Below are 23,224 nucleotides of genomic sequence, written 5' to 3'. Positions count from 1 at the left end.
TTATCCGCCTACTTTACTCTCTTCTTCTTCGGTCTCTTCTACGGGTTTATAGATTTCAGAAGGTGATTCTAAGTGAATCACTACGGGCTCATCATCCCCAATTACAGACCCTTTTGAAAGGCTTTGTTCAGTAACATAACCATCCCCGTTAATCCGAATATCAAGTCCAGATAACATTTTATACGAAAGAACCATTTTTTTCGACCATCCCATAAAGTCAGGTAATGTATTCGTTCCCTTTGTTCGCAATAGGACGACTGAACCTTTAACTAGTTTCGTTCCGGCCTGTGGATATTGGATGTCAATTTCCCCACCCTCACCAATTATTTCCGGAACAAAGCCATCTTTTGTTAATTTTTCAATTGCTACTTTCGAATCTTTCCCAGTATATTCACTGAGAACTGTCGGTTCAACGATATCATCTCCGCTTGGAACAATGTTCTTGTAGCGCAAACTGTTGTCCATAATTGAAGTAAATAGTTTTGAAACAGTATCTGAACCGATTTCCCCCGCTTTTAGTTTCGGTTGCTGAACAACAATATACGTTAGCAATTGCGGATCTTCAGCTGGCGCCATACCAAGGAATGAATACAAGTAATTTCCATTACCAGATAAATAGCCCGCTCCAGATGGATTCGGTATTTCTGCGGTGCCTGTCTTACCACCGACTGTATAGCCATCGAGGGCAAATTTTCTGCCTGTACCTTTTTCAGAAGTCACAGTGGAAGCGAGCAACTCCCTCACTTCTTTTGCTGTCTCAACAGAAATAGGGCTTCCATTTTCCTCAGGTTTTTGATCTTGAATGACTTTACCCGTATTTGGATCGGTAATTTTATCAATCACATACGGTCTCATCATGACACCATCATTGGCAATTGCAGTACCCGCTTGGATCATCTGCATTACTGTAACTGTGGAGCCCTGCCCAAAGGCAGTTGTCAATCGTTCAATCGGCCAATCGTCTAGAATTTTCCCCGATGCTTCATGTGGCAAGTCAATTCCGGTCTTTTCCCCGAATCCGAATTTCTTCATATACTCGATGAATGTTTTATCACCCATTTTTTCCAGTAAATAAGCCATGGACACATTCGAAGACCTTTGGAAGCCTTCAAGGAATGAAATATAACCCCATCCTACTTTATTATGATCGCGTACTGTCACATCATGTAGTTTATATTGTCCCGATTTATAGAAGTCAGTAGGATTCCACTTCTTTTCTTCAATTGCCCCAGCCACTGTAAACATTTTAGTTGTAGAACCCGGTTCAATCGTTGTTTCAACAGCCTGATTTAACCAGTTCTCCGTAAGTCCTTCACGAGTAGATGGATGAAATGTGGGTCTCTGACTCATCGCAAGTATTTGCCCCGTTTTAGGATCTGCAACAACAGCGAGTATACTTTTCGGTGAATACTCTTTTTCTACGCGGTTCATCGCATCTTCCACGAAGTTTTGAATCGTTTTATCAAGCGTCAGTTGAATTTCATAGCCGTCTTTAGGCGCAACAATTGCTTTTTCCGCTTTTGGCAACATAAACCCGAAACCGTCCGACTTAAAGTTCACTATTCCATCGGTCCCGTTCAACTGTTCATTATACGTCTTTTCAAGTCCCATTTTACCGACAGTTGCAATATTGCCGTTGGTATCTTCTTCCTTCATAGCAAATCCAATTAAATACGATGCAAAAACACCGTTCGGATAATACCTTTTCAGGTCTTCAATAAACAGGACTCCTGGTAGTTTTTTCTCTCTAATCGCCAACACCGTTTCGTTGGTGATGTCACGACCAGCATTCCCAAACTCTACTTGATATTTATCATTGTCTTTTGCTTCAGTCAAGCGAGAAAGAATTGCATCTTTTTCAAGCGGAATGTATTCGGCGAGCACTTCAGCAGTCTTTTCATAATCGACAACATGCAATGGTTTTTTCGATCCTTTACTCGCGCTTTCACTCAATACAACTATGAGCCGGTAACTCAATGTATCGGAAGCTATTAACTCACCATTACGATCTACAATCGTTCCTCGGTCTGCTTTTAAAACCGATTCTCGAGCGTATTTCGTTTCGGCAAGTGTCGCCATCACTTTACCTTCCGCTTGTCCCGTCACTTGAATGAACAAAATTCTTCCGAACAAAAGAAAAAAGAGCCCTCCGTATACCAAAAACATCAGAAAGGCTCCCCATTGGAATCGAAACTTTTTTTTCATCGCCCCGGCACAACCTTTACGTTGTTCTCGTTCGGCTTCAAGCCAAGTTCCTTCGCTTTCTCCCATATCTGCTCATATGTGGATTTTTCTTTCACTTGGATGGACAATTCCATATTCTTTTTTGATGTTTCTGTAATATCTCTTCCAAGCAATTGCACTTCCCTGTTGGTATCATTAATTTGGGCTTGCGTATGTAAAATCATAGTTGAGAAAAGAACCAGAACTGTTGAAAACAGCACGAATAAGAATTTCTCCCCGAAAGAAAAAACTTTCCGGGAAGGACGTATTTGAGGTTGTTTCCTAGGAATATCCGGTGTTTCTAGTTCTCGTACATATGTCGTCTGGAATTTTCTTTGTTCTAATGCCATTCACACATTTCCCCCTCTACTTTTTTTCGACAATCCTTAGTTTTGCGGAACGTGCCCGCTTATTCACATCTAACTCTGTTTCACTTGGTACAATAGGTTTTCTTGTCACCAATTTCAATATAGGTTCCATGCCTTCCGGTATAACTGGTAAGTTCGGTGGAAGATCCGGTAAAGAGGATGCTTCTTTAAAAATTGTTTTACATAATCTATCTTCCAATGAATGGAATGTAATTACGCTTATACGTCCGCCAGGATTGAGCAAAGTGATTGCTTCCGTTATCGAATCTTCGGCTGCACCAAGCTCGTCATTCACTGCAATCCGGATCGCTTGGAATACCCTCTTCGCTGGATGCCCACCAGTCCGTCTTGTAGCCGCTGGAATACTCATTTTGATTAATTCTGCAAGTTCCGCAGTTGTCTCAATTGGGGCTTGCTGTCGAACTTCTTCAATTTTACGTGCTACTCTTTTTGAAAATTTCTCTTCACCATAACGGAAAAAGATTCGTACTAGGTCTTCATAGGACCATTCATTAACAACTTCATGAGCAGTTAACAAAGCTCCTGTGTCCATCCGCATATCAAGAGGGGCATCCAAATTGTAGCTAAATCCACGTTCAGGTGTATCAAGCTGTGGAGATGACACGCCTAAGTCATAAAGGATGCCATCAACTGTAGAGATACCAATCTTACCTAGCTCAGATTTCAAGTTTCTGAAATTCGAATGCACAAATGTAACTTGGGGAAGATAATCCTTCAATCGTTCTTTTGCAACTTCTATCGCCGTAATATCCTGATCAAAACAAATCAGTCTGCCTCCAAGCGATAATTTTTTGGCAATTTCTAAACTATGACCTGCCCCACCTAGTGTGCAGTCGACATAGATGCCGTCATTTTTTATAGCCAAACCCTCGACGGCTTCGTGAAGTAAAACTGTAGTATGGTTAAAAATTGAAACCGCCCACTTTCATAATTTCATTTTCATTAAAAATCAAAGTCGATAATATTTTCTGCAATTTCATTGAATGATTGTTCAGATTCATCATAATAGGCATCCCACAATGCTTTAGACCAAATCTCAATACGGCCTGAAACACCGATTACGACACAATCCTTTTCAACCTTCGCATATTGGAGTAATGAAGAAGGAATATTGATGCGGCCTTGCTTGTCCAATTCAACTTCCGTTGCACCGGAGAAGAAAAACCTTGCAAATGCGCGGGCATCTTTTTTCGTCACTGGCAACGCTTTCAGCTTTTCTTCAAGGAGTTCCCATTCTTTCATTGGATAACCGAAGAGACAGTTGTCCAGGCCACGAGTCAACACAAAGCCTTCTCCCAAGTGTTCCCGAAACTTCGAAGGAACAATCAGACGACCTTTAATATCGACAGTATGCTGATATTCGCCCATGAACATACTCTTCACCCCACTATATGAAATAAATGTACCACATCCCCCCACAATCCTCCACTAGTATCCTAAAATTAATCCAGATTCGTATTAAAATGTGTCAATAGTACTTGTTTCAATGAGATTGAATACAAGAAAAACGTAATGCGCCGTCCAGCTCCGACAGGCATAAGACGGGTCGGCGGAGCGGCGTCCTTTGCCCGGGAAGGATGCAGTTCAATCCTTCCTAGCCGAACCGACTTATGACCCGAGGAGTTGGCGCCTGGAGCTAGACAACAAAAAAACACAAAACACTCTTGCCTGCACATTTATGCAAGCAAGAGTGTTTTGTGTTGTCAGTCTTTACAGATATATAATTTTGTGTGTCCCATCCATTTCGTAGGGCAATTGAAGAAGGTCATTTATAAGCGTCGGTCCGTAACCGTTCAAATAAGCATATGGCGGATAAAGCCGCTCTTGTAGTACGCCTTCAGGGAATAATTCTCCTTCTAGAATACCGTATGTACGGAGTGCAGTGGCGTGTTTCAATAACACTGCCTCTTCAGCTTTTCCTTTTAAATAACCCAGTTGTTTTTTGTGGAATTGTAAATTCTTTATTAGCAATTCTTGCATAGTTGTTCCTTGCCGATCTGTGAATTCAGCAATTTTTTCATACTGTTTGCGAAGGATTTCTTCTGTTTCATCCATCACTGAATCGAAACCTTCATCAGTCAATCCGCTAATGAATTGTTCCCGCGCAGTTAGTACCGCTCCTGACATGACTTCTTCAACAGTCATAGACTTCTCTTTCAGCGCATGTTGCACTTGTGTAGTTACCAGCGTCATGGACATGCGTGGAACAATAATCGGCATTTTCATGTCTAGATGATGAAATGCTTCTTTCAAGACTGACCAATATGCTATTTCTCCCGGTCCACCAACGAAAGCGAGTACAGGGAATACCATATCCTGCATAATCGGTCTGGTCGCAACATTATTACTCAATAGCCACGGCGTTTCTTCAGCAATTCGCAGCATATCTATTTTCGAAAATCGCAAGCCTGAACTGTCATTTACAAAATAACCATCTCTTCTAGATAAAAGAACTCGACCTGTATCATGCACGTAGAATAAGTTTGCAGCATCAGATTCAGCGCCAAGCGGAGTACCATATCCTTTTTCAGCAAACAATTCTTCCTTACTCTTGACTGCTTCTGCAATACGCTCGGATTCTACAATAAGTCGAACAAAATGTTTCTTTTCGAGCTCCCGTAGCTGTTTAGCAGCCGAATCTATAAATAGCAGTCCTTCATTTTTAAAAAGGCCATTCATCAGTCTGACAAAGAAGTGTGTAAACGTATCTTCCATCTCTACCGCACTGAGCACTTCGTCCAATAAAGCTTTCGTATTTGAAGTTTCACCAAATTTACCAAACGTATCTTTGACAAACGACGACAGCATTTTCTTGTCATATACCGCATCTGATGCCATAAGCTTAAGAACGAACTTTTCACGGTATTGATTTTTCGTTGCCTGTCCATCCATTTCAGTGTAAATATGATTGATTTCATTTAAGTCATGGTCTTCACCTGCAACCCAAAAGACAGGTACTACCGGAACGTTTAGTTTTTCCCTTTGCTTACGTGCAAGTAAAATAACTGTGATCGCTTTATGAACAGAGTATAAAGGTCCAGTTAAAATACCGGCTTGCTGACCGCCAATTACAGTGACTGCATTTTCTGCAAGTTCATTGATATGCGAATTTGCAACCGCGGAAATACCAAATGGTTCCATGAATGTACGAATTGCATCTGCTAGCTGAGCTCTTTCGAAATTACGGCCCGCGAGTTCATTAAGTCTTGCAGGATAGGAACTCTCTTCGTTTTTATAATCGAAAAACATATGTAAAAATTCTTTATCGTTATTATACGATTGCATCACTTTATTCTTTTCTTGTAATGCCAATACTTCCAATTCCATTATTCATGCCCCTTTGTAACTATCGGTATGAAGAGAGTATAACATTCCAAGTTACAGGATTGAAAAATATACGCTTATACAAAATTCGTTTAATTAACATACTCGACAATTCTCAGTACAGTTCCCGTAACTAAGAGGCTCAAATAGACAACCATTAAAACTAGGAAATAAAATCTCCATATTTTCCGTAACAGCCGGCCAACACGAAATTCCTTCACTCTACTGCGTTCTATGAATGAAAAAATAATCGCGAGAATGATTGCAAATCCTCCAATATAAAACCCTAATCCCTTCCCGAATATGGTATTAGATACAATATAAACAGCAATGAACAAGAACGGAGTCGTCAAATCCGCGGCGAACCCAATAACGGAAACGGGCGCTTTTCCAAGCTTTCTCATAATAATTAGGATGACAATTGTAACAATGAAAGGGAACAAAATGATTGTCCCTAAAAGTGCAGGAATCACTCCATCCATGTCCCTTCCCCTTTCCAATCAATTGCATACAGCATCTGTTCCAGCGCCGATAGGAGAGGTAACGACTTTCCCTGTCCTCTTGCCTTTCGGATAGTTGCAGAAACGATTGTATCTATTTCCATAGGATTTCCGGACATACGATCTGACAGCATTGACGATTTGTTGTTTGCCGTTTTTTTGCAGACATCCGCTACTTCTTCATAAGATAGAACCGATTGTATTTCTGGAAAGGCGTACATCAATTCTTTATATAGGGTATTAAGTAAAGTAAGGCAATGAGCGTTTGTAAGTAACTCTCCGTTTTCCACTTTAAGAATGGCAGTCAAAGGATTGATCATACAGTTGATCATTACTTTTCGCATTAAAATCAGTTCTGCATCAGTATGGTAACTGACCGGGAATATATCTGAGCGTGCCTGTCCGATTAAATCAAATACGCCGTCCTCACCATTTAAAGTAGCGATTGTAAGCATCCCAATCCCATTATGAGAAACCGTTCGATCGTCTATTCGACGCGCCCCTTGTTCCACGGTGGCGAAAGCGATTTCCAAAGAATTAATGCTTTCCACAATTTCCAAATGACCAATTCCATTTTGAACGAACAATAGCGGATTCTTCAAACCTGCATCCTTTATTTCCATTAGAAGATTTTGAAGACCTGCAAATTTGACCGCAACAATACATAGTGCTGTTGGAGAAATCACTGTGATGTCCGTCGTAGATTTCGCGTGAAACACAAATTTAGTTCCGTCCTGGTTAATGCGCTGAATACCTTCTTTGCGAATGAGCTCCGCCTGCTCTTCTCTTCTGACGTAAAAAGTCACGTCCATTCCAGCCTCCGACAAGAATGATCCAAGCAACAACCCAATTGAACCCGCCCCAGCAATGACTACATCCATGTTTACCCTCCCCCAAAATGAAAAGGCCTACCTGAACAGCGGTAGACCTTTTTGTTCTTTATCTGATTATACAGGATACACTGGATGTTTTCTTGGTGGTTGAGGAATATCTTTTGTACTGTAGAAACGGAATCTATCTGCAAGTACACCTCTTAGACTGGATGGCGCTACAATTTCATCGATGATGAGTTCAGATGCCATCTTGTAAATATCAATTTCTTCTTTATACTCATTATGTTTTTCCAACACGAATGCAAGTCGTTCTTTCGGATCTTCAATCGCTTCGATTTTATTTGAATAGACCGCATTGACCGCAGCTTCAGGTCCCATTACTGCAATTTGAGCTGTGGGTAAAGCGATACAGACATCTGGTTCGAATGCAGGACCCGCCATCGCATAGAGACCCGCTCCATAAGCTTTACGAACAATTACAGATATTTTTGGAACAGTCGCCGAACTCATTGCCATAATCAATTTCGCACCATGACGGATGATTCCTGCACGCTCAACTTTTGTTCCAATCATAAAGCCAGGTACATCAGCTAAGAATAAAAGCGGAATTGAGAAAGCATCACAAAGATTAATAAACTTTGTAGCCTTGTCTGCAGAGTCAACAAAAAGCACTCCGCCTTTCACTTTCGGCTGATTGGCAATGATTCCGACTGGCTGCCCCTCGATTCTGGCCAAACCAGTTATTATTTCACCAGCAAAAAGTTTTTTGATATCAAAATAACTTCCTTCATCAATCAATGCATCAATCGCCTCATACATATCGAACGGTGCATTTTGGTTTTCTGGAATAATTGCTTCAAGCGTCCGTCCAACTTTTGCTTCCACAGCTTCTTTCAATGCGGGTTTCTCCGTGAAGTTCGCTGGGAAAAACGCTAAGTAACGACGGGCTTCTGAAATTGCTTGCTCTTCATTTTCCGCAAGAACGTCACCGCAACCGCTCACTGAGCAATGCATGCGTGCGCCGCCCATTTCTTCCAATGTCACTTTTTCACCGATGACCTTTTCAGCCATTCGCGGTGAGCCCAAATACATTGATGCGTTGCCTTCCACCATAATAACAATATCGCAAAATGCCGGTATATACGCACCACCTGCAGCAGAAGGACCAAACAAAATACATATTTGCGGAATGAAACCTGACAGTCGCACTTGATTGTGGAATATTTTCCCTGCACCGCGACGGTTCGGGAACATATCAAGCTGGTCTGTAATACGAGCACCTGCTGAATCTACGAGATATAGCATCGGTACACGGTTTTTTTCAGCAATTTCCTGTATTCGAATAATTTTTTCAACAGTACGGGCTCCCCATGACCCTGCTTTGACTGTAAAATCATTTGCCATAACACAGACTGTCTGGCCATTCACTTTCCCCATCGCCGTCACGACGCCATCTGCCGGCAAATCTCCTGCCTCACAGTTAGCAAACCTACCGTCTTCTGTATATTCCCCATCGTCAAACAGAAGCTCGAGACGATCACGAACAAAGATTTTGTTCTGTTCTTTTAATTTCTCATGATATTTCGGTTGTCCCCCAGCAAAAATCCCTTGCAATTTTTCTTCAAGTTTCTCATTGTAAGCTGGCTGTTCTGTAATTTTAGTCATTTATAATACCCCTTTCGTCGAGCGTTTTTACCCATTTCCCCTTGTTTCAAGCTACAAGCATCTTCTGCGTTTCTATGCGATCCAGCAAAAGGCGCCAACTCCTCGGGTCATAAGTCAGTTCGGCTATGCAGCAAAGGACGCCGCTCCGCCGAACCGCCTTATGCCTGTCGGAGGCCTACAGGGGGGAAGGATTGAACTCCATCCTTCCTTGTAGGTCATGCAGTGGGGAAGGATTGAACTTCATCCTTCCTAATTGCCGCAGGACGCGGCGACCTTTGACTGCCATCCCTTTTCCAGGCGCCTTTTGCTTTACTATGCTTCGATTGTCGCAAGAACATCTTCTTCATTTACGAAATCGCCGACTTGCACTTTTATCTCTGTAATTTTCCCAGCTATTTCTGTTTCAATTGGAATTTCCATCTTCATCGATTCAAGTACGATAATTACTTGTCCCGCCGTTACTTCTTCGCCCACTGCTGCGTTTACTGTAAACACTGTGCCTGCCATCGTTGATTTTAATGCTGTCATTTTGTTATTTCCTCCTTTTGTTTTGCGCTCCATGTAGTTAAAACGGATGTTGAATAATCACCTGAATTAAATTCTTCAGATTTAAGGAAGTTATTGAATAGCGGTATATTCGTTTTTAAGCCTTCAATTTTCACTTTAGAAAAAAATTCTTCAGATTTCCGAATCGCTTCTGCCCTCGTTTGTGCATGAACGATTACTTTAGATATGAGTGGATCATAAAAAGGTGTCACTTTGCCGCCTTCGATATATCCGGAGTCAATGCGGATTCCCTCTGTATTTCCCCAATCCAGCGTGTTAATCGTTCCTGGTGAAGGCATAAACTTAACCGGATCTTCCGCGTAAATACGGAATTCGATTGCATGCCCCTTCGACTTGATTTCGTCCTGATTAATGACGGGCAATTCATTCCCTTTAACAATTTCAATTTGCCATTCAACTAGGTCAAATCCAGTCACTTCTTCAGTCACAGGATGTTCAACTTGTAGTCTAGTATTCATTTCAAGGAAGTAGAGTTCATTGTTTTCATCGACAATAAATTCGACAGTTCCAGCGTTCTTGTAGGAAACTGCTTTCCCGGCGTCAACTGCCGCTTTAAAAAGGCGTTTGCGCGTTTCTTCGGGTAAATGCGGTGAAGGTGATTCTTCTATTACTTTCTGATTGCGCCTCTGAACTGAGCAATTCCGTTCATACATATGGACAACGTTTCCGTAATTATCACCGAATATTTGTACTTCGATATGGCGTGCATCAGAAATGAATTTTTCAAGAAAGACAACATCATCTCCGAAGTATGCTTTTGCACGTGTTTTTACGGATTGAAAATGTTGACTGAGCGCTTGCTCATCTTCACAGCGAATCATTCCGATCCCTCCGCCACCTGCAGATGCTTTTAACATGATTGGATAACCAATATCTGCCGCCGCTTGAATTGCATCTTCCAAAGAAGCGATTCCTTCATCTGTTCCAGGTACAACTGGTACTCCTGCGGCTTTCATCGTTACTCGGGAACCAATTTTATCTCCCATTTTGTCAATTGTATCTGCATCAGGTCCTATGAAACGGATTCCCGCCGCTTGAACTTTACGTGCGAATTCAGCGTTTTCCGATAGCAGTCCATAACCGGGATGAACGGCTTTTGCTCCGGTTTGTAATGCAATATCAATTATATTGTCCGCTTTCAAATAAGATTGTTGAACTTGCGCCGGTCCCAACAAGAAGGCCTCGTCCGCTTCTTTTACAAAGGGCATATCTTGGTCAGCCTCCGAATAGACCGCCACAGTTTTAATACCGAGACGTTTGCACGTTTTTATGATTCTAAGAGCGATTTCCCCACGATTCGCGATTAGTATTTTATCCATTATAATCCCCCAGACTTATTATGAAGTGAACTTACATTCCTTCTTTAGTTTATACGAAGAATGAAAGCGATTTCAACCTTTGTCCGAAAAAAACATATTTTCTTGCTATTTCGCATTTTGTAGAATAGTAGAATTATAACATTAATTAAGGACATCCACCCTTTTGCAAAAAAATGCCCCACATGCATAATTCATGTAGAGCGGTAAATGTAACATTCTATTTTTTCGCTAAAAAATGAGCAACTGCTTCGTGATGCGTTTCTCTCCCCCAGAGAATTGAACATTGACGTGACTCTTCAATCATTCGATCTCGCATAAAATCAGCTGTCCACTTTCGTATGGCAATAGACTTATAAGCTCGATGAACAGACGGATGAACAGTGGACATCTTCGTGAGGAAATGTTCAAGTCCTTCTTCAGCGGAACCTCCATAAATTTCTGTCGCCCAACCCACTTCAAGGAGTTGGTCAGCCGTAAACACTTCAGCCTCAGACAACAGACGCAACACACGGTCATGCTTACCGTCTTTCTCAAACAATAATGTCGCACCACCCCAACCAGTCGTAATCGCCAGAGTTCCTTGGATGAAACCAGCTTTTACTGAGGATGAAACAACTCTGTAATCACATGCTGTCGCGATTTCACACCCGCCACCTACAGCCGTTCCATTGACGAGGGCAATGACAGGTATTGGCAGTGTAGCGACCCTATACAATAAGCCAGCCATTTTACTTAACATCGGGTAAGCCTCATCTGTCGTTTGCAAAGCATGAAACTCAGTTAAGTCTCCCCCCGAACAGAATGCTCGGTCACCCGCCCCTGTTATGACTGCATATGCAACATCCGGGTCTCCCTCGATTTGATCAAGATATTGTTCAAGACCTTCCATGACCGCATAGTTAATGGCATTGCGCCTTTCCGGACGGTCGATTGTAAATGTCGCAATTCCCTTTTCGATTGTAATGTTATAAGACATATTCATTCCCCCATTGTTAATTGTTTCTTCTGATATTAACACTGTCTAGCTACAGTTTCCAGACTCATCTTATACTTGTCGAGCCTGGACGGCGTCTAACCCATTTCTATGTTGTCTAGCTACAGGCGCCAACCGCTCGGGTCATAAGGCATTTTGCTGTGGGAGCTGAGGTACGCCTCCTCGCAAACCGCCTTATGCCTGTCGCGGCTGAGCGGCGCCTTCCGCATTTCTATGTATAGAAAAAAGGCTACCGAGAGCCATGGTCTCACGGTAGCCTTTATAGGCAAATCTTACTTATTCGCCTACAACTTCTTTTCCTTTGTAATGACCGCATGATTTACAAATGCGGTGGGCCAATTTGATTTCGCCACAGTTAGTACAAGTAGTCATTCCCGGTACTTGCAATTTATAATGCGTACGGCGCTTGTTTTTAACTGTTTTGGATGTTCTTCTTTTTGGTACAGCCATCTGGGGCACCTCCTTACGTTCACCTATTCGTCCTTGGATTCAAAGAACTTTGCCAAATCGGCAAGTCTAGGATCCACTTTCGTTTCCAGTTCCTCACGGAGCCTGGCATTGTACACCTCGTCAGTCGTAAATGACCAGCCTTTTCCTTCAGCCTCTTGCATCTCAGCAGCTTTTTCGCTGAAGATTTGCAGCGGCACTTCAAGGAGGACGAGCTCCTCAAATACAGGGGTCGGATCGAATACCTCTCCTACAATTGGATGAATTTCATCATCTGCTGCAAGAACTTCTTCATCCCAGCTGAACTGTTCGTCAGCCTCGATTGAGAACGGTAATTCAACGTCTTCCCATGTTCGTGAACAGGGCAATGTCATCGTACCTTCAAGCCGGAATCGGCAAACCAATTTCTTGGAACCGATTGTACAACTTCCGGTCACTCGGACAGGCGTAATATTCCGGATTTCCGGATTCCGTTTTTTCACGGTTTCAAGGTCGACAGCTTCGTCAAGCGGCATCGCACCTTGTCTGTATCTCTGCAATTGATTGATTGACCATTTCATGTCTATCACCTCAAGACAACAATGTTGATTATATAATGGGCGAAAAGGGATGTCAAGATATTTTCTTGTCACTTCATCAGCCGCATAGGTATAATTAATATTCATTGTAGCAAAGGAGTGATACTTTTGAAAGCCTCAGGAATTATTGTCGAATATAACCCATTTCATAATGGACATCTTTACCACGCAGAGCAGGCAAAAAAAATGACTGATTCGGATATTGTCATCGCGGTCATGAGCGGTAATTTTCTTCAGCGTGGTGAACCGGCTTTTGTCGATAAATGGGCGCGTGCAAACATGGCGTTGAATAACGGTGTAGACATCGTTTTAGAGCTCCCTTATACATTTGCAACCTCTCATGCTCCTTCCTTCGCTCGCGGCGCCATACAGTTGCTGGACGCCGCGCAGTGCAGTACATTCTGCTTCGGCAGTGAAGATGGTGCAATTGAATCTTTTGAAAGAAGTCTTCACCTCATTCAACAATCCAATGAGGACTATGAAAAAACAATTAAAGAAGCAGTCGGACGTGGAAACAGTTATCCAAAAGCACTTAATGAAGCATATCAAACAGTTGCTGATTCCTCCGCATTTGACGGGAGTCTTGCAGACCTTTCAAAGCCAAATAATATTTTAGGTTTTCATTACATGGAAGCGGCAGCTGCTATAGGTTCCAACATGACAGCAATAACAATTCCACGCATTGTTGCTCAGTATCATGACGACGCCGTAGTCGGAAACCAAATTGCAAGTGCAACAGGTATCAGAAAGTCTTTTTTCGAAATTGATTCGCTTGATGCAGTTGTAGATTTTATTCCTGATTCAACACATGAAGTCCTCCTCAGTTGGAAAAAGGAGAGACAACTCTTCGGCAACTGGCAGTCATTCTATCCTCTGCTCCGATTCACAATTTTACGTGAGGGACCGAAACGTCTTGCGGAGATTGCGGACGTTACAGAAGGTATTGAGAACCTGTTGTACCGCGCTGCAGCTATTAACGGCACGTTTGAAGGCTTTATGAGTGCAATTAAATCTAAACGCTATACCTGGACTCGCTTACAACGTATGTTAACGCATATATTTACTGGCTTCACGTATAATTTACGCAGTGAAATGAAAGCGCCTGCCTATCTCCGCTTACTTGGTATGACTTCTGCAGGGAGACTTTACTTGAATGAACATAAAAAAAGGCTGAAGCTTCCTCTTGTTAGCAAAGCAGCCGCCTTTTCACATCCTTCTCTGGATTTCGATAGTCACGCATCCGATATGTATGCGCTCGGAATTGGAAAAGGAACGCTCCATTCTAAAATGGGTATGGATTATAAGACGCACCCAATCATCATTAACTGATCGTTCATTTTTCATCTAATGTTGCTAAATACTCAAGTGCATCATCCACATCTTTCACCGGTACGATTTTCATTTTCGTACCGATTTTTTCTGCCATTTTTACGGCTTCCTCATAATTTGTCATTATCCCTGGATTTACCTCTCTAACTTCGTCTGGCAAATCATCGTCTGGCGCAAAGAATATTTCTACATCTTCACGGGATGCTGCAATGACTTTAAAGTCAGCTCCTCCAATACGGCCCACGGTTCCATCTTCTAGCATCTCTCCCGTTCCGGCGATATTATAACCCTTCGTCATATCTTCATCGAGCAACTGATTCATGATTTCAAGTGTGAACATCAGTCCTGCTGAAGGTCCTCCGATATTAGACGTTTTGAAATCGATTTCCGGATTGGTTGTAAGTGTTCGATCTTCTTCAAAACGAACACCAAGTCCTGCACGTCCGTCACTATCCGGAATCTCTTTTAACGTCAAAGTGACATCTAGCATCTTTTTGTCCCTTTCCAATGAAATCGCTACTTCATCGCCTAATTTCTTTTCACCAATTAACGTAAAGAACTCTCCCGACTCCTTCAGTTTCACACCATCAACTTCACGGATTTTATCTCCTAATTCCAAAATGCCATCTGCCGCTCCTTTTTCGAGAACCGACATAACGAAAACACCATCAAATTGGATGTCAACAGGAAGTTCAGCTTTATCAAAAGCAACCGTAATGGCATTGAATTGAGAACCTGTCATCAGTTTCTTCTGTCGAATGTTATATTCCTTGTCATTTTCGCCTTCTCTTCTAACATTCTCCGCCGGAAGAAGCTTTCTGTTATCCGTAAATTTTGATAAGACGTACGAAGCAGGTGTCGCTTTTGCCACTGAAATCGTCATAAGACTAAACGTACCTTCATCATCTTTATCTCCACCTACAACCTCAACAAGTGGATCCAAGTCATATGCACCACCCGGAGATGAAATATAAGAATCAAGTGGATATATGAACAAAATAGCTATAATTACCAGCATTACCCCGATTAAACCGAACCGTTTCTTCTTCAATTTACGTACACCTCCGTTAATAGCCTGTACTTCCATTACATATATATAAGTGTAGCACCAAAAAAAGACTTGCAAAACCTTTGTTCATAAATAGAGCAAAAAGGAGCGTAGTACATAATCGATGAAAAGCATGTACGCCTTTATCAAGTTATAAATTTGACTGTTGTTTGGGGATTAATCATACTGTTTATCTGGCAACCGGGAACAGCGCACGCTGGGGCAGTAGCCGGTGCACAGTTATTTATCCATGCGCTACTTCCGTATTTACTACCCTACATTATTTTGACACAATGGCTTTTAAAAATGCCTAGCCATTCAAAAAAGGTACCAAAGTGGAGACGGTTTTTGAAAGCATATGTGCTGGGGTCTTTCGGAGGTTTCCCAGTCGGTGCCGTAACGGTAACTGAAATGATGAAGAACGGCGAACTATCGAAAAAGCAAAGCGCTTTACTCTTAGCTATATGTCATGCACCTGGACCGATGTTTATCATTGGTTTCGTTGGAACTGAACTTTTTGGTGACATCAGTTCCGGTTGGAAATTGCTAATAGCCATTCACATCGCAAATGTCTCATTTTTTCTACTAGCACTCATTTTTCGGATACAAGGCGACGATTCAGGTATCCCACCTACAGATTTACCAAAAAAAGTTATAGGAATGCCCCTCCTTGACGCTATTAAAGAAAGCTCTACAATCATTGTTCTCGTCGCAACTACGGTAATTTTCTTTTCCTCACTTGGGACTGTTTTATCGACCGTTTTCACTTCCGCATTTACTGTGGAGATGGGAATTGCAAAAACCTTTGCATTGGCCATTTTTGAAATGACATCAGGCGTCCAAGCTGCAACAGATCATTTTTATGGTTTTCCCATTTTCCCATTTCTCATTGCAGCAATTATTTCCATGAATGGTTTGAGTATCCACATGCAAGTTTTTGTAATCGCGAAGTCAAGCTCCCTTTCAATGACCCCATACGTTATTGGGCGAATCTGGAGTGTTATTCTAGTTCCCGTTATTTTCTATTTCTTGTATTAAACACAAAATGGTTATGATGAAATAATAATTTCATCATAACCATTGATTACTTAATTATGCTTCGTACTTTATTTTCAATGCTTCGTACTTTGTTTTCAATGCTTTTTCAACTTGAATTGGCACAAGTCCCGTAATGGAACCGCCGTATTTTGCTGCCTCTTTAACCATACTCGAACTGAGGAATGAATACTGATTGTTTGTCATGATGAAAAACGTTTCAATGCTTTCATCAAGGTATCTGTTCATTGAAGTAATTTGCATTTCGTACTCAAAATCGGAAACAGCCCTTAATCCACGTATAATAGCAGATGCACCTATACTTTTTGCATAGTCTACAAGTAATCCTGATGAAGAGTCTACTCTTACATTCGGGAAAACTGCTGTCACTTCCTCTATAAGTGCCACCCGTTCATCAACGGTAAAAAGTGAATTCTTCGATGAATTATTCATCACTGCAACTCTCACATCTCCAAAAACCCTGGCCGCTCTCTTGATAATATCAAGATGCCCATTTGTCAGTGGATCAAAACTCCCTGGAACAACCGCAATTCTAGACATTACTGAACCTCCATCTCGTAAATTGATACAGCGCTATTTCCATAAACTGAACTCTTAACTTTGTGAAACGTACCAAACGATTCTGGTAATCCGAACTTTTTATCATGTTCACATACTATGACAGCATTTTCAGTTAGGAGACCTGCTTCTGAAAATTCCTGTGCGAGATTATAAAACTTCGTTTCTGCGTATGGAGGATCGATAAAAAGAAGTTTCACTTTCTCATCTTTTGTCAGCAAAAGTTTAACCGCATTTTTTGCGTCTGTACGTTGAATAAGTAATTCTTCCGTGAACCGGCATTTCTCCGTATTGGCCTTGATCATCGCACATGCATTAGTATTTTTTTCGAATATGTATGCCTTATCTATTCCCCTCGACAATGACTCCAAAGAAAGGGATCCGCTGCCTCCAAACAATTCAACGGAAATCCCACCATCAAAGTAAGGACCAATCATGTTGAATACGGATTCTTTCACTTTATCCGATGTCGGACGTGTATTCGTTCCTTGAATGGACTTCAAGGGAATACCTTTTCTAGTCCCTGCAATAATTCTCAATTGTCTTCCTCCTCTAGCAGTGTCGAAATTCTGGTGATATCGATTGTGTCTGCCGTTTTCTCGATACTGAGAAGGAACAATCGTTTAAACCAATTTTCCTCGAAATAAAAATCGTCTTCCCGCACTTCAAAAGGCATCGTTACGAAATCATATTTATGTTCATTATAAACGTAAAAAAGATCATTTTTCGGAAACCTGAATTTTCTAATTTCGTTTTCAATATAAATGGATCTATCATTCGAAGTAACTTTATAACCTGCGAGACTTAATATCTTTTTAGCGGGATAGAGGGTTTTTTCGTCCTTCAAAATGATTTGAATGTCTGAAAAAGCGCTACCTTCAAAATGGATCTTACGCGAATCTTCTGCTAAGAACGGATAACTCGATACACTTTCTTCAATATTCTTATTGAAATAAGATATCTTAAATCCTGTTGCCTTACCAGCAAGCCTATCCAAAACGGTTGCATCGATTTCTTGTCCCACCCTGTCCTTTAAAAGCCCTTTAAATGTTTCGAGTTCTTCGGCGCTCATCGATTCACTTAGGGTCTGATACAGTTTACGTGATGTAATCGAACCCGCGGCCTTTCCCGAAAGAATTGAAGCCGCCAATTCAGCTGTCAGACGTTCTTTATCCGGAATGATAAATCGATTATACATCGCCGCCGTCAGAAAGCGGTCTGACACTTTTTCCGCATCTGTATTTTCTGAAATAACGAACCTTGTGGAGTGAACAGTTGGGTTAGTGTTGTCAATTACAACCGTCGAATGGTCTGCATCAATCGATTTAAGAGCTAAATCCACATCACCAAGCCTCTTAACATCAACGCCTTTTCCAAAAACAGACAACCTATCCCCCGCGTAGAGAAGAGGCAATCTATTTTTCTGCCAATATAAATCCGTAACCCCGCCAGATCCTCGGTATAATGCATAATCGATAGACGTCATTTCTTTTGTGCCTACGCGCTCGAGACCATTCACCCATAATCCACCAATCCCAGTTTCATCGGTCATATGAAATAATGTGAACGATACCGAAGAGCCGTAGAGCGCAGTAAATGGTTCTTTGAACAAAGCATTCTTTTTCATTTGGCCTTTTTTGGGTATTTCATAGGAAATGGACTGTCTGTCATTTTCCCCTTCAAGAAAGGCTGTGGTGTTTTCGTCTAACCGATTACATGACATTGCGTCTGATAGATAACATGTACGATTAACACTTTCTTCTGGCCAAATAATTTCATGCCGTTTATTTGATAAACCACTAAAGTTATGACGAACTACGAGTACATCCGAACGATTGATTACTTCAATCTCTTGTGAATAAGTTGAAGCCTTCGTTTCTTCTGAATTCGCACCTGCCGATAGATAATAATGCATATAAACGAGAAGACCATTCACACTTAGCAGAACGAGTATAATTCTTGCAATAATTTTCAAATCTACACCCCGCAGAATGAATTGATGAATGCGCCCGTGCATCCATAATGGTATGATAAGTCTAGATTTACGTATTTGGAAAGGTAGTGGTGATTATGATACTTAATCAGCGATTCATAGAGCTTGGTCAGGGTTATGGAGATGTGTATGAATTATGCGAGTTGATCAATACAAATAGAGGCCGTCTGCATAAGACGTTCATCTTATCCTCAGAAACGCCTTTAGGCCATGCACTTTCTCTTGCAGCAGCCTTCGAGCCCGCAAATGATAGTCAGTTCATGCCCGTTTATATTTGTAGAGAAGGAATTATACAAAAGGATAACGACAAGTCAAAAAGAAGAGTACTCTTTGAAGAAACAGCGGAAAAGGCTGGTAGCACACCTGTCTATATCGAGTTGAAAAACTCTTCAGAATTTGCAGAACCTGAGTTATTCTTTCAATATGCGACTGGAATTCTTCGCATCAACAAGTTGCTTCCTCCGTTACGATAATTTTATAAACCGGTTTTATAATCGTATTCTTTCGCCCTATCAGGTTTAGTATTTTCAAATTCCGTTTTCACAAACGGTCGATAGGACGGAAGAACTTTTTTCACGGATGGTAGACGTTCTATTTTACCCATAACCGTGTCGACATCCTCCATATTGCAATACAGAACGACATACTTCATCGTTCGTGATATATAATGGACGTGACCATATTTCCGAAATGATTTTGCTTGTTTTAAATGATGAAGATAAACAATGATTCCTTGACGATCAATCATAGATTTCCCCTCTTTTCCTATCCCATACAATACCATAGTAGAGAAATGGGCTGCAACAAAAGAAAAGCAAAAGGCGCCGCCCAGCTCCGACAGGCATAAGGCGGATCGGCGGAGCGGCGCTCTTTGCCGCATAGCCGAACCGACTTATGAACCGAGGGGCTGGCGCCTGTAGCTAGACAACAAAAGAAAAGCAAAAGGCGCCTGAAAAGCTGAAGGCAGTCAAAGTACGCCGCGTCCTGCGGCAATAAGGAAGGATGCAGTTCAATCCTTCCCCACTGCATGACCTACATCCTGTAGGCCTCCGACAGGCATAGCCGAAATGACTTATGTCCCGAGGAGTTGGCGCCTATAGCTAGACATCATGAAAAGCGAAAGGCGCCGTTTAGCCCCGAAAAGCGCTGGAGGGCTTGATGATAAAGGCGTCCTTTGCCTTTTCAGCAATATGGAAGGCAGTCTAAAAACGCCACGTCCTGTGGCAATAAGGAAGGATGCAGTTCAATCCTTCCACACTGCATGACCTACATCCTGTAGGCCCAAGCGACTCGAGAAGTTGGCGCCTATAGCTAGACATCAAATATTGCTGACAGCGTTAATTTTTTGAATTATAATTAGTATAAGCATTGTGCGCAAAATGGCGCTTTGAGTCTATAAAACATAAACAGTTTATTTAATTAGGAGGTTCATGAATGGGCAGAAAAACAAATGTGGCTCTTACAGTAGGTGCAGCAGGAGTTGCTGCTTGGGCCGCTTCTAAAGTTGTCGCAAAACCAGTACCTCGTGAAGGTAAGAAAGCGCTCGCTTTTGATAAACCCGTTATTTTAGCTCATCGGGGAGGACTTTCCGAAGCCCCTGAAAATACATTAACTGCATTTTCTAATTCAGCCGCACTCGGTGTACATGGATTTGCAGTAGATATTCGGCTAACAAAAGACGAAGAGATTATTGTCTTCCATGACGAATTTACAGATAGAACTACGGACTTTTCTGGAAGAGTTGCTGATTATACACTAAGCGAATTGAAATTAGCAGATGCGGGCTATCGATTTGAGGACGATGCTGGGCAACATCCCTATCGTGGTAAGGGTGAGGTAATCCTAACTTTGCGAGAATTAATCCAACAGTTTCCGCATATGTTGATTGCCATCAATCTTAAAGATTCGCCAGACATGTACGAAGGCAGCCTTATGCCATCGAAACTTTGGAGACTTCTCGAAGAACTAGACGCAAAAGACTGTGTAGCTGTGACAAGTCCTTATGATGAACAGACGGACAGGTTTAACTTGTATGCTCAAAACAGGGTAGCTACTGGTGCAGGTGAGATTGAAGTGAAAAAAGCATATGCTGCTTTCACAAGTAAATTTGGTCATCTTTACAGTCCACGTGCAGATTTTTTTCGGATTCCTGAAAAGCTCGGCGTATTTCCCCTTGGAACTGAAAGTTTTATCAACTTTCTAACAGACATTAACGTACCCGTTTATTTTGAAGGCGTTTCTGATAAAGATTCAATTATCAAACTCCTTCATGCAGGAGCGGCGGGTTTCATAACAGATACCCCTACTATTGCAATGGAAATTGTGCAAGATAATGTAAGTTCATCCTAACAAAAGAGAGGTTGCTTGAATGTCAATGACATTCAGGCAACCTCTCTTTTGTTGTAAAGCTTGAAATCCTGTATCCTCTTATGCTGAACACGAGCAGCCTCCACCGGTTCCACAGCTTCCACCACATGAAGAATCTGAAAAGAATGCGCTACCGGCCGGAACTTTTACTTCATCTGACACCGATTTTGCAATGATGGAACCGATTTCGTCAAGTACATATTGCACATCATTTTCGGTCAAACGGAGTTCCGCTACCCGGTCATTCATATCGAGTGCTCTTTTTTGAACACGGATACTTTTCATTACTATATTATAATCCGGATGATATCTCCCGAATCGTTGGACTTCCTCATATCGTTCCTTCATGATCGTGAACTCTTCAATCGTCTTCACCAGGTCGGCATCCGAATAAACATCTTCGTAAGCTTTTCGGTAACTTGCCACCACTTCTGAAGCGAGAAGCATTTCAGTCAGTTCTTCGGCATGTTCAATGATGGTGATCCATTCGTCTGTCATCATATGAATAATCCCCTCCACTCACTGCTTATCATACCAGATGAAAAGGCATGCATGCACCTATTCAATTTCCATTTCTTTAATATCCAGAAATGTTTTTTCAGAAAGAGCTCGCCTTGCCTCATCAAAATCGGAAAATGGAATTATACCTTCAGCAGTGTGTTGCGTTTTCTCATGACCTTTCCCAGCAATTAGAACGACATCTCCCGGAGCCGCACAAAAAATCGCTTTCCGAATCGCATATTTACGATCCAGTACCGCTTCGATCGCAGAACAATCTCCTCCAAACCCCTCCATAATGTCCCTTATAATCGTCAGTGGATCTTCATTTCGGGGATTATCAGAAGTAACAATAACACTGGATGAATACAAAACAGCGAGTTCTCCCATCAAAGCTCGTTTCCCTTTATCCCGTTGTCCTCCACAACCAAAAACAGTTATTAATTTTCCATAACATGAATTGGATAATGTCTTTAATACTGATTCCAGTGCATCAGGTGTATGCGCATAGTCAATATAGACCTTTACACCATCACGCTCCACTAGTTGCAATCTACCTTCTGGGAGTTGAAGCGCGTTACAGTGCGGTACAATCTCATCTAAAGTGTAACCTAAGACAAGGAGCGCACTGATAGCAGCTAATGCATTCATGCGATTATAGTGACCTGGAACGACAGGGTTCATTTTCAGTTCCGGTACTCGGACATCTGCTGAAGTAGTTGTTCCAAAGTAAATAATCGGAGTCGTACTATTCTTAGTCATTTCCATACATTGTTCATCATCCTGATTGACAATCATCGTTTCTGCCATTCCGATTAAGCGCTTCTTTGCATTGATGTAGGATGACTTTCCACCATGTTCCTCATAATGATCAGTTCCCACGTTTAACAATAAGCCAATATCGATTTCACAATGATCTAAGCGATTTGTGGATAACCCTAGTGAAGATGCCTCAAGAACAATATGAGTGACACCTTCTGTTTCACATTTTTTTAACAAAGGATGAAGATACTCCGCTGGTAACGTTGTCATTTTTGGACCTTCATATTCACTGTAAACACCATCGACAAAAATGCCTGTTGTCCCTATGACAGCCGCTTTTTCCCCTAGACCTTTCAATAATTGACCGATGAAATGCGTGACTGTAGTCTTCCCATTGGTTCCCGTCACAGCTATTACCTTCATACGTTCCGCGGGACTACCAGCTAGTCGTGCACTGGCATGCGACATAAAAGTTTTACAATCGGGGACAACGATACTAACTGTCCCGGCTGGAATTTCAGTCAAATTCGTTCGATCTACAACAATAGCCGTCGCGCCTTGTCTTATAGCCTTTTCAATATATGACGCTCCATCATAATAAACACCTTCCCGCGCAACAAAGATGTAGCCTTTTTTTACTTGTAAAGAGTTTTCAGTAATTCCCGTGACCACAGTCCTGAGTTCGCCGCCGCTGACTGTACAAGGCCAGTCTTTTAGAAGCTCCGTTAATAACAGCACCAGTCTCCCCTTCCCGAACATTTTTCTATGAAAACG

Annotated in this window: 24 protein-coding genes; 4 read left to right on the top strand and 20 right to left on the bottom strand. The window is 41.8% G+C overall.

Annotated features, from left to right (window positions below):
- The 13 genes from AC1TO6_RS04215 to AC1TO6_RS04155 all read right to left on the bottom strand — a co-directional run bounded on the left by AC1TO6_RS04215 (window position 1) and on the right by AC1TO6_RS04155 (window position 12,821).
- The gene (locus AC1TO6_RS04215; RefSeq protein ID WP_482100354.1) at window positions 1-2,166 is read right to left on the bottom strand and encodes a penicillin-binding protein; all 2,166 of its coding nucleotides are present in this window, start codon (window positions 2,164-2,166) and stop codon (window positions 1-3) included.
- Between the two features lie 35 nt (window positions 2,167-2,201).
- Window positions 2,202-2,573, bottom strand: a complete 372-nt coding sequence (ftsL, locus tag AC1TO6_RS04210; RefSeq protein WP_482100353.1) for a cell division protein FtsL — start codon at window positions 2,571-2,573, stop codon at window positions 2,202-2,204.
- 16 nt (window positions 2,574-2,589) lie between these two features.
- Entirely contained in the window at window positions 2,590-3,522 is a 933-nt protein-coding gene (gene rsmH, locus AC1TO6_RS04205) for a 16S rRNA (cytosine(1402)-N(4))-methyltransferase RsmH (RefSeq protein WP_482100605.1), read from the bottom strand.
- 32 nt (window positions 3,523-3,554) lie between these two features.
- Complete coding sequence (mraZ, locus tag AC1TO6_RS04200; protein ID WP_482100352.1) at window positions 3,555-3,986, bottom strand: division/cell wall cluster transcriptional repressor MraZ; 432 nt, start codon at window positions 3,984-3,986, stop codon at window positions 3,555-3,557.
- A gap of 336 nt (window positions 3,987-4,322) precedes the next feature.
- Window positions 4,323-5,939, bottom strand: a complete 1,617-nt coding sequence (bshC, locus tag AC1TO6_RS04195) for a bacillithiol biosynthesis cysteine-adding enzyme BshC (RefSeq protein ID WP_482100351.1) — start codon at window positions 5,937-5,939, stop codon at window positions 4,323-4,325.
- 89 nt (window positions 5,940-6,028) lie between these two features.
- Window positions 6,029-6,418 carry a DUF3397 domain-containing protein gene (locus AC1TO6_RS04190; protein WP_482100350.1) on the bottom strand — a complete coding sequence of 130 codons (390 nt, stop codon included), beginning with the start codon at window positions 6,416-6,418 and terminating at the stop codon, window positions 6,029-6,031.
- A complete protein-coding gene (locus AC1TO6_RS04185; protein ID WP_482100349.1) occupies window positions 6,406-7,317 on the bottom strand; it encodes a ketopantoate reductase family protein in 912 nt (303 codons plus the stop codon). Before AC1TO6_RS04185 ends, AC1TO6_RS04190 begins: the two co-directional genes overlap by 13 nt.
- A 66-nt stretch (window positions 7,318-7,383) precedes the next feature.
- The gene (locus AC1TO6_RS04180; protein ID WP_482100348.1) at window positions 7,384-8,934 is read right to left on the bottom strand and encodes an acyl-CoA carboxylase subunit beta; all 1,551 of its coding nucleotides are present in this window, start codon (window positions 8,932-8,934) and stop codon (window positions 7,384-7,386) included.
- A 312-nt stretch (window positions 8,935-9,246) separates the two neighbouring features.
- Entirely contained in the window at window positions 9,247-9,462 is a 216-nt protein-coding gene (locus AC1TO6_RS04175) for an acyl-CoA carboxylase biotin carboxyl carrier protein subunit (RefSeq protein ID WP_482100347.1), read from the bottom strand.
- A complete protein-coding gene (locus AC1TO6_RS04170) occupies window positions 9,459-10,820 on the bottom strand; it encodes an acetyl-CoA carboxylase biotin carboxylase subunit (RefSeq protein ID WP_482100346.1) in 1,362 nt (453 codons plus the stop codon). The genes AC1TO6_RS04175 and AC1TO6_RS04170 overlap by 4 nt, the downstream gene beginning before the upstream one ends.
- A 217-nt stretch (window positions 10,821-11,037) precedes the next feature.
- Entirely contained in the window at window positions 11,038-11,796 is a 759-nt protein-coding gene (locus AC1TO6_RS04165) for an enoyl-CoA hydratase/isomerase family protein (protein ID WP_482100344.1), read from the bottom strand.
- Between the two features lie 294 nt (window positions 11,797-12,090).
- Window positions 12,091-12,264, bottom strand: coding sequence for a 50S ribosomal protein L32 (gene rpmF, locus AC1TO6_RS04160; protein WP_067211505.1), 174 nt, complete (start codon window positions 12,262-12,264; stop codon window positions 12,091-12,093).
- A 23-nt stretch (window positions 12,265-12,287) separates the two neighbouring features.
- Entirely contained in the window at window positions 12,288-12,821 is a 534-nt protein-coding gene (locus AC1TO6_RS04155; RefSeq protein ID WP_482100343.1) for a YceD family protein, read from the bottom strand.
- 117 nt (window positions 12,822-12,938) lie between these two features.
- Here AC1TO6_RS04155 and AC1TO6_RS04150 point away from each other — a divergent pair, with 117 nt between their 5' ends.
- Window positions 12,939-14,168 (top strand): nucleotidyltransferase, encoded by a 1,230-nt coding sequence (locus AC1TO6_RS04150; RefSeq protein ID WP_482100342.1) that lies wholly within the window; start codon window positions 12,939-12,941, stop codon window positions 14,166-14,168.
- A gap of 4 nt (window positions 14,169-14,172) precedes the next feature.
- Here AC1TO6_RS04150 and AC1TO6_RS04145 read toward each other — a convergent pair whose 3' ends face one another.
- Window positions 14,173-15,219 carry a SepM family pheromone-processing serine protease gene (locus tag AC1TO6_RS04145; RefSeq protein ID WP_482100341.1) on the bottom strand — a complete coding sequence of 349 codons (1,047 nt, stop codon included), beginning with the start codon at window positions 15,217-15,219 and terminating at the stop codon, window positions 14,173-14,175.
- 156 nt (window positions 15,220-15,375) lie between these two features.
- Between AC1TO6_RS04145 and AC1TO6_RS04140 the strand changes: the two genes are divergently transcribed.
- On the top strand, window positions 15,376-16,254 hold the full coding sequence (locus AC1TO6_RS04140; RefSeq protein WP_482100340.1) for a hypothetical protein: 879 nt from the start codon (window positions 15,376-15,378) through the stop codon (window positions 16,252-16,254).
- Window positions 16,255-16,308: 54 nt separating this feature from the next.
- On the opposite strand, the gene coaD is transcribed toward AC1TO6_RS04140, so the two are convergent.
- The 3 genes from coaD to AC1TO6_RS04125 are packed head-to-tail and all read right to left on the bottom strand — an operon-like array spanning window position 16,309 to window position 18,805.
- Window positions 16,309-16,812 (bottom strand): pantetheine-phosphate adenylyltransferase, encoded by a 504-nt coding sequence (coaD, locus tag AC1TO6_RS04135; protein ID WP_482100339.1) that lies wholly within the window; start codon window positions 16,810-16,812, stop codon window positions 16,309-16,311.
- A complete protein-coding gene (gene rsmD / locus AC1TO6_RS04130) occupies window positions 16,812-17,369 on the bottom strand; it encodes a 16S rRNA (guanine(966)-N(2))-methyltransferase RsmD (RefSeq protein WP_482100338.1) in 558 nt (185 codons plus the stop codon). Before rsmD ends, coaD begins: the two co-directional genes overlap by 1 nt.
- Complete coding sequence (locus AC1TO6_RS04125; RefSeq protein ID WP_482100337.1) at window positions 17,366-18,805, bottom strand: hypothetical protein; 1,440 nt, start codon at window positions 18,803-18,805, stop codon at window positions 17,366-17,368. Before AC1TO6_RS04125 ends, rsmD begins: the two co-directional genes overlap by 4 nt.
- Before the next feature lie 95 nt (window positions 18,806-18,900).
- Here AC1TO6_RS04125 and AC1TO6_RS04120 point away from each other — a divergent pair, with 95 nt between their 5' ends.
- Complete coding sequence (locus AC1TO6_RS04120) at window positions 18,901-19,296, top strand: DUF7147 family protein (RefSeq protein WP_482100336.1); 396 nt, start codon at window positions 18,901-18,903, stop codon at window positions 19,294-19,296.
- A gap of 2 nt (window positions 19,297-19,298) precedes the next feature.
- Here the strand turns inward: AC1TO6_RS04120 and AC1TO6_RS04115 are convergent, their stop codons facing one another.
- Window positions 19,299-19,571 carry a YlbG family protein gene (locus AC1TO6_RS04115; protein WP_482100335.1) on the bottom strand — a complete coding sequence of 91 codons (273 nt, stop codon included), beginning with the start codon at window positions 19,569-19,571 and terminating at the stop codon, window positions 19,299-19,301.
- A 686-nt stretch (window positions 19,572-20,257) separates the two neighbouring features.
- Between AC1TO6_RS04115 and AC1TO6_RS04110 the strand changes: the two genes are divergently transcribed.
- Complete coding sequence (locus tag AC1TO6_RS04110) at window positions 20,258-21,172, top strand: glycerophosphodiester phosphodiesterase family protein (protein WP_482100334.1); 915 nt, start codon at window positions 20,258-20,260, stop codon at window positions 21,170-21,172.
- A 78-nt stretch (window positions 21,173-21,250) separates the two neighbouring features.
- Here the strand turns inward: AC1TO6_RS04110 and AC1TO6_RS04105 are convergent, their stop codons facing one another.
- Window positions 21,251-21,691, bottom strand: a complete 441-nt coding sequence (locus tag AC1TO6_RS04105; protein ID WP_482100333.1) for a YlbF/YmcA family competence regulator — start codon at window positions 21,689-21,691, stop codon at window positions 21,251-21,253.
- A gap of 57 nt (window positions 21,692-21,748) precedes the next feature.
- The gene (locus tag AC1TO6_RS04100; RefSeq protein ID WP_482100332.1) at window positions 21,749-23,188 is read right to left on the bottom strand and encodes a UDP-N-acetylmuramoyl-L-alanyl-D-glutamate--2,6-diaminopimelate ligase; all 1,440 of its coding nucleotides are present in this window, start codon (window positions 23,186-23,188) and stop codon (window positions 21,749-21,751) included.
- Window positions 23,189-23,224 lie beyond the last annotated feature (36 nt).

The sequence above is a fragment of the Sporosarcina sp. Y352 genome (assembly GCF_056786535.1).
The sequence above is the reverse complement of the archived record's forward strand: the minus strand, read 5'-3'. Positions and strand labels throughout refer to the sequence as shown.

Coding starts and splice junctions, on each gene's coding strand:
- AC1TO6_RS04215 (WP_482100354.1), bottom strand. CDS start 2,166: ATGTTTTTGGTATACGGAGGGCTCTTTTTTCTTTTGTTCGGAAGAATT.
- ftsL (WP_482100353.1), bottom strand. CDS start 2,573: ATGGCATTAGAACAAAGAAAATTCCAGACGACATATGTACGAGAACTA.
- mraZ (WP_482100352.1), bottom strand. CDS start 3,986: ATGTTCATGGGCGAATATCAGCATACTGTCGATATTAAAGGTCGTCTG.
- bshC (WP_482100351.1), bottom strand. CDS start 5,939: ATGGAATTGGAAGTATTGGCATTACAAGAAAAGAATAAAGTGATGCAA.
- AC1TO6_RS04190 (WP_482100350.1), bottom strand. CDS start 6,418: ATGGATGGAGTGATTCCTGCACTTTTAGGGACAATCATTTTGTTCCCT.
- AC1TO6_RS04185 (WP_482100349.1), bottom strand. CDS start 7,317: ATGGATGTAGTCATTGCTGGGGCGGGTTCAATTGGGTTGTTGCTTGGA.
- AC1TO6_RS04180 (WP_482100348.1), bottom strand. CDS start 8,934: ATGACTAAAATTACAGAACAGCCAGCTTACAATGAGAAACTTGAAGAA.
- AC1TO6_RS04175 (WP_482100347.1), bottom strand. CDS start 9,462: ATGACAGCATTAAAATCAACGATGGCAGGCACAGTGTTTACAGTAAAC.
- AC1TO6_RS04170 (WP_482100346.1), bottom strand. CDS start 10,820: ATGGATAAAATACTAATCGCGAATCGTGGGGAAATCGCTCTTAGAATC.
- AC1TO6_RS04165 (WP_482100344.1), bottom strand. CDS start 11,796: ATGTCTTATAACATTACAATCGAAAAGGGAATTGCGACATTTACAATC.
- rpmF (WP_067211505.1), bottom strand. CDS start 12,264: ATGGCTGTACCAAAAAGAAGAACATCCAAAACAGTTAAAAACAAGCGC.
- AC1TO6_RS04155 (WP_482100343.1), bottom strand. CDS start 12,821: ATGAAATGGTCAATCAATCAATTGCAGAGATACAGACAAGGTGCGATG.
- coaD (WP_482100339.1), bottom strand. CDS start 16,812: ATGTCTAGAATTGCGGTTGTTCCAGGGAGTTTTGATCCACTGACAAAT.
- AC1TO6_RS04120 (WP_482100336.1), top strand. CDS start 18,901: ATGATACTTAATCAGCGATTCATAGAGCTTGGTCAGGGTTATGGAGAT.
- AC1TO6_RS04115 (WP_482100335.1), bottom strand. CDS start 19,571: ATGATTGATCGTCAAGGAATCATTGTTTATCTTCATCATTTAAAACAA.
- AC1TO6_RS04110 (WP_482100334.1), top strand. CDS start 20,258: ATGGGCAGAAAAACAAATGTGGCTCTTACAGTAGGTGCAGCAGGAGTT.
- AC1TO6_RS04105 (WP_482100333.1), bottom strand. CDS start 21,691: ATGATGACAGACGAATGGATCACCATCATTGAACATGCCGAAGAACTG.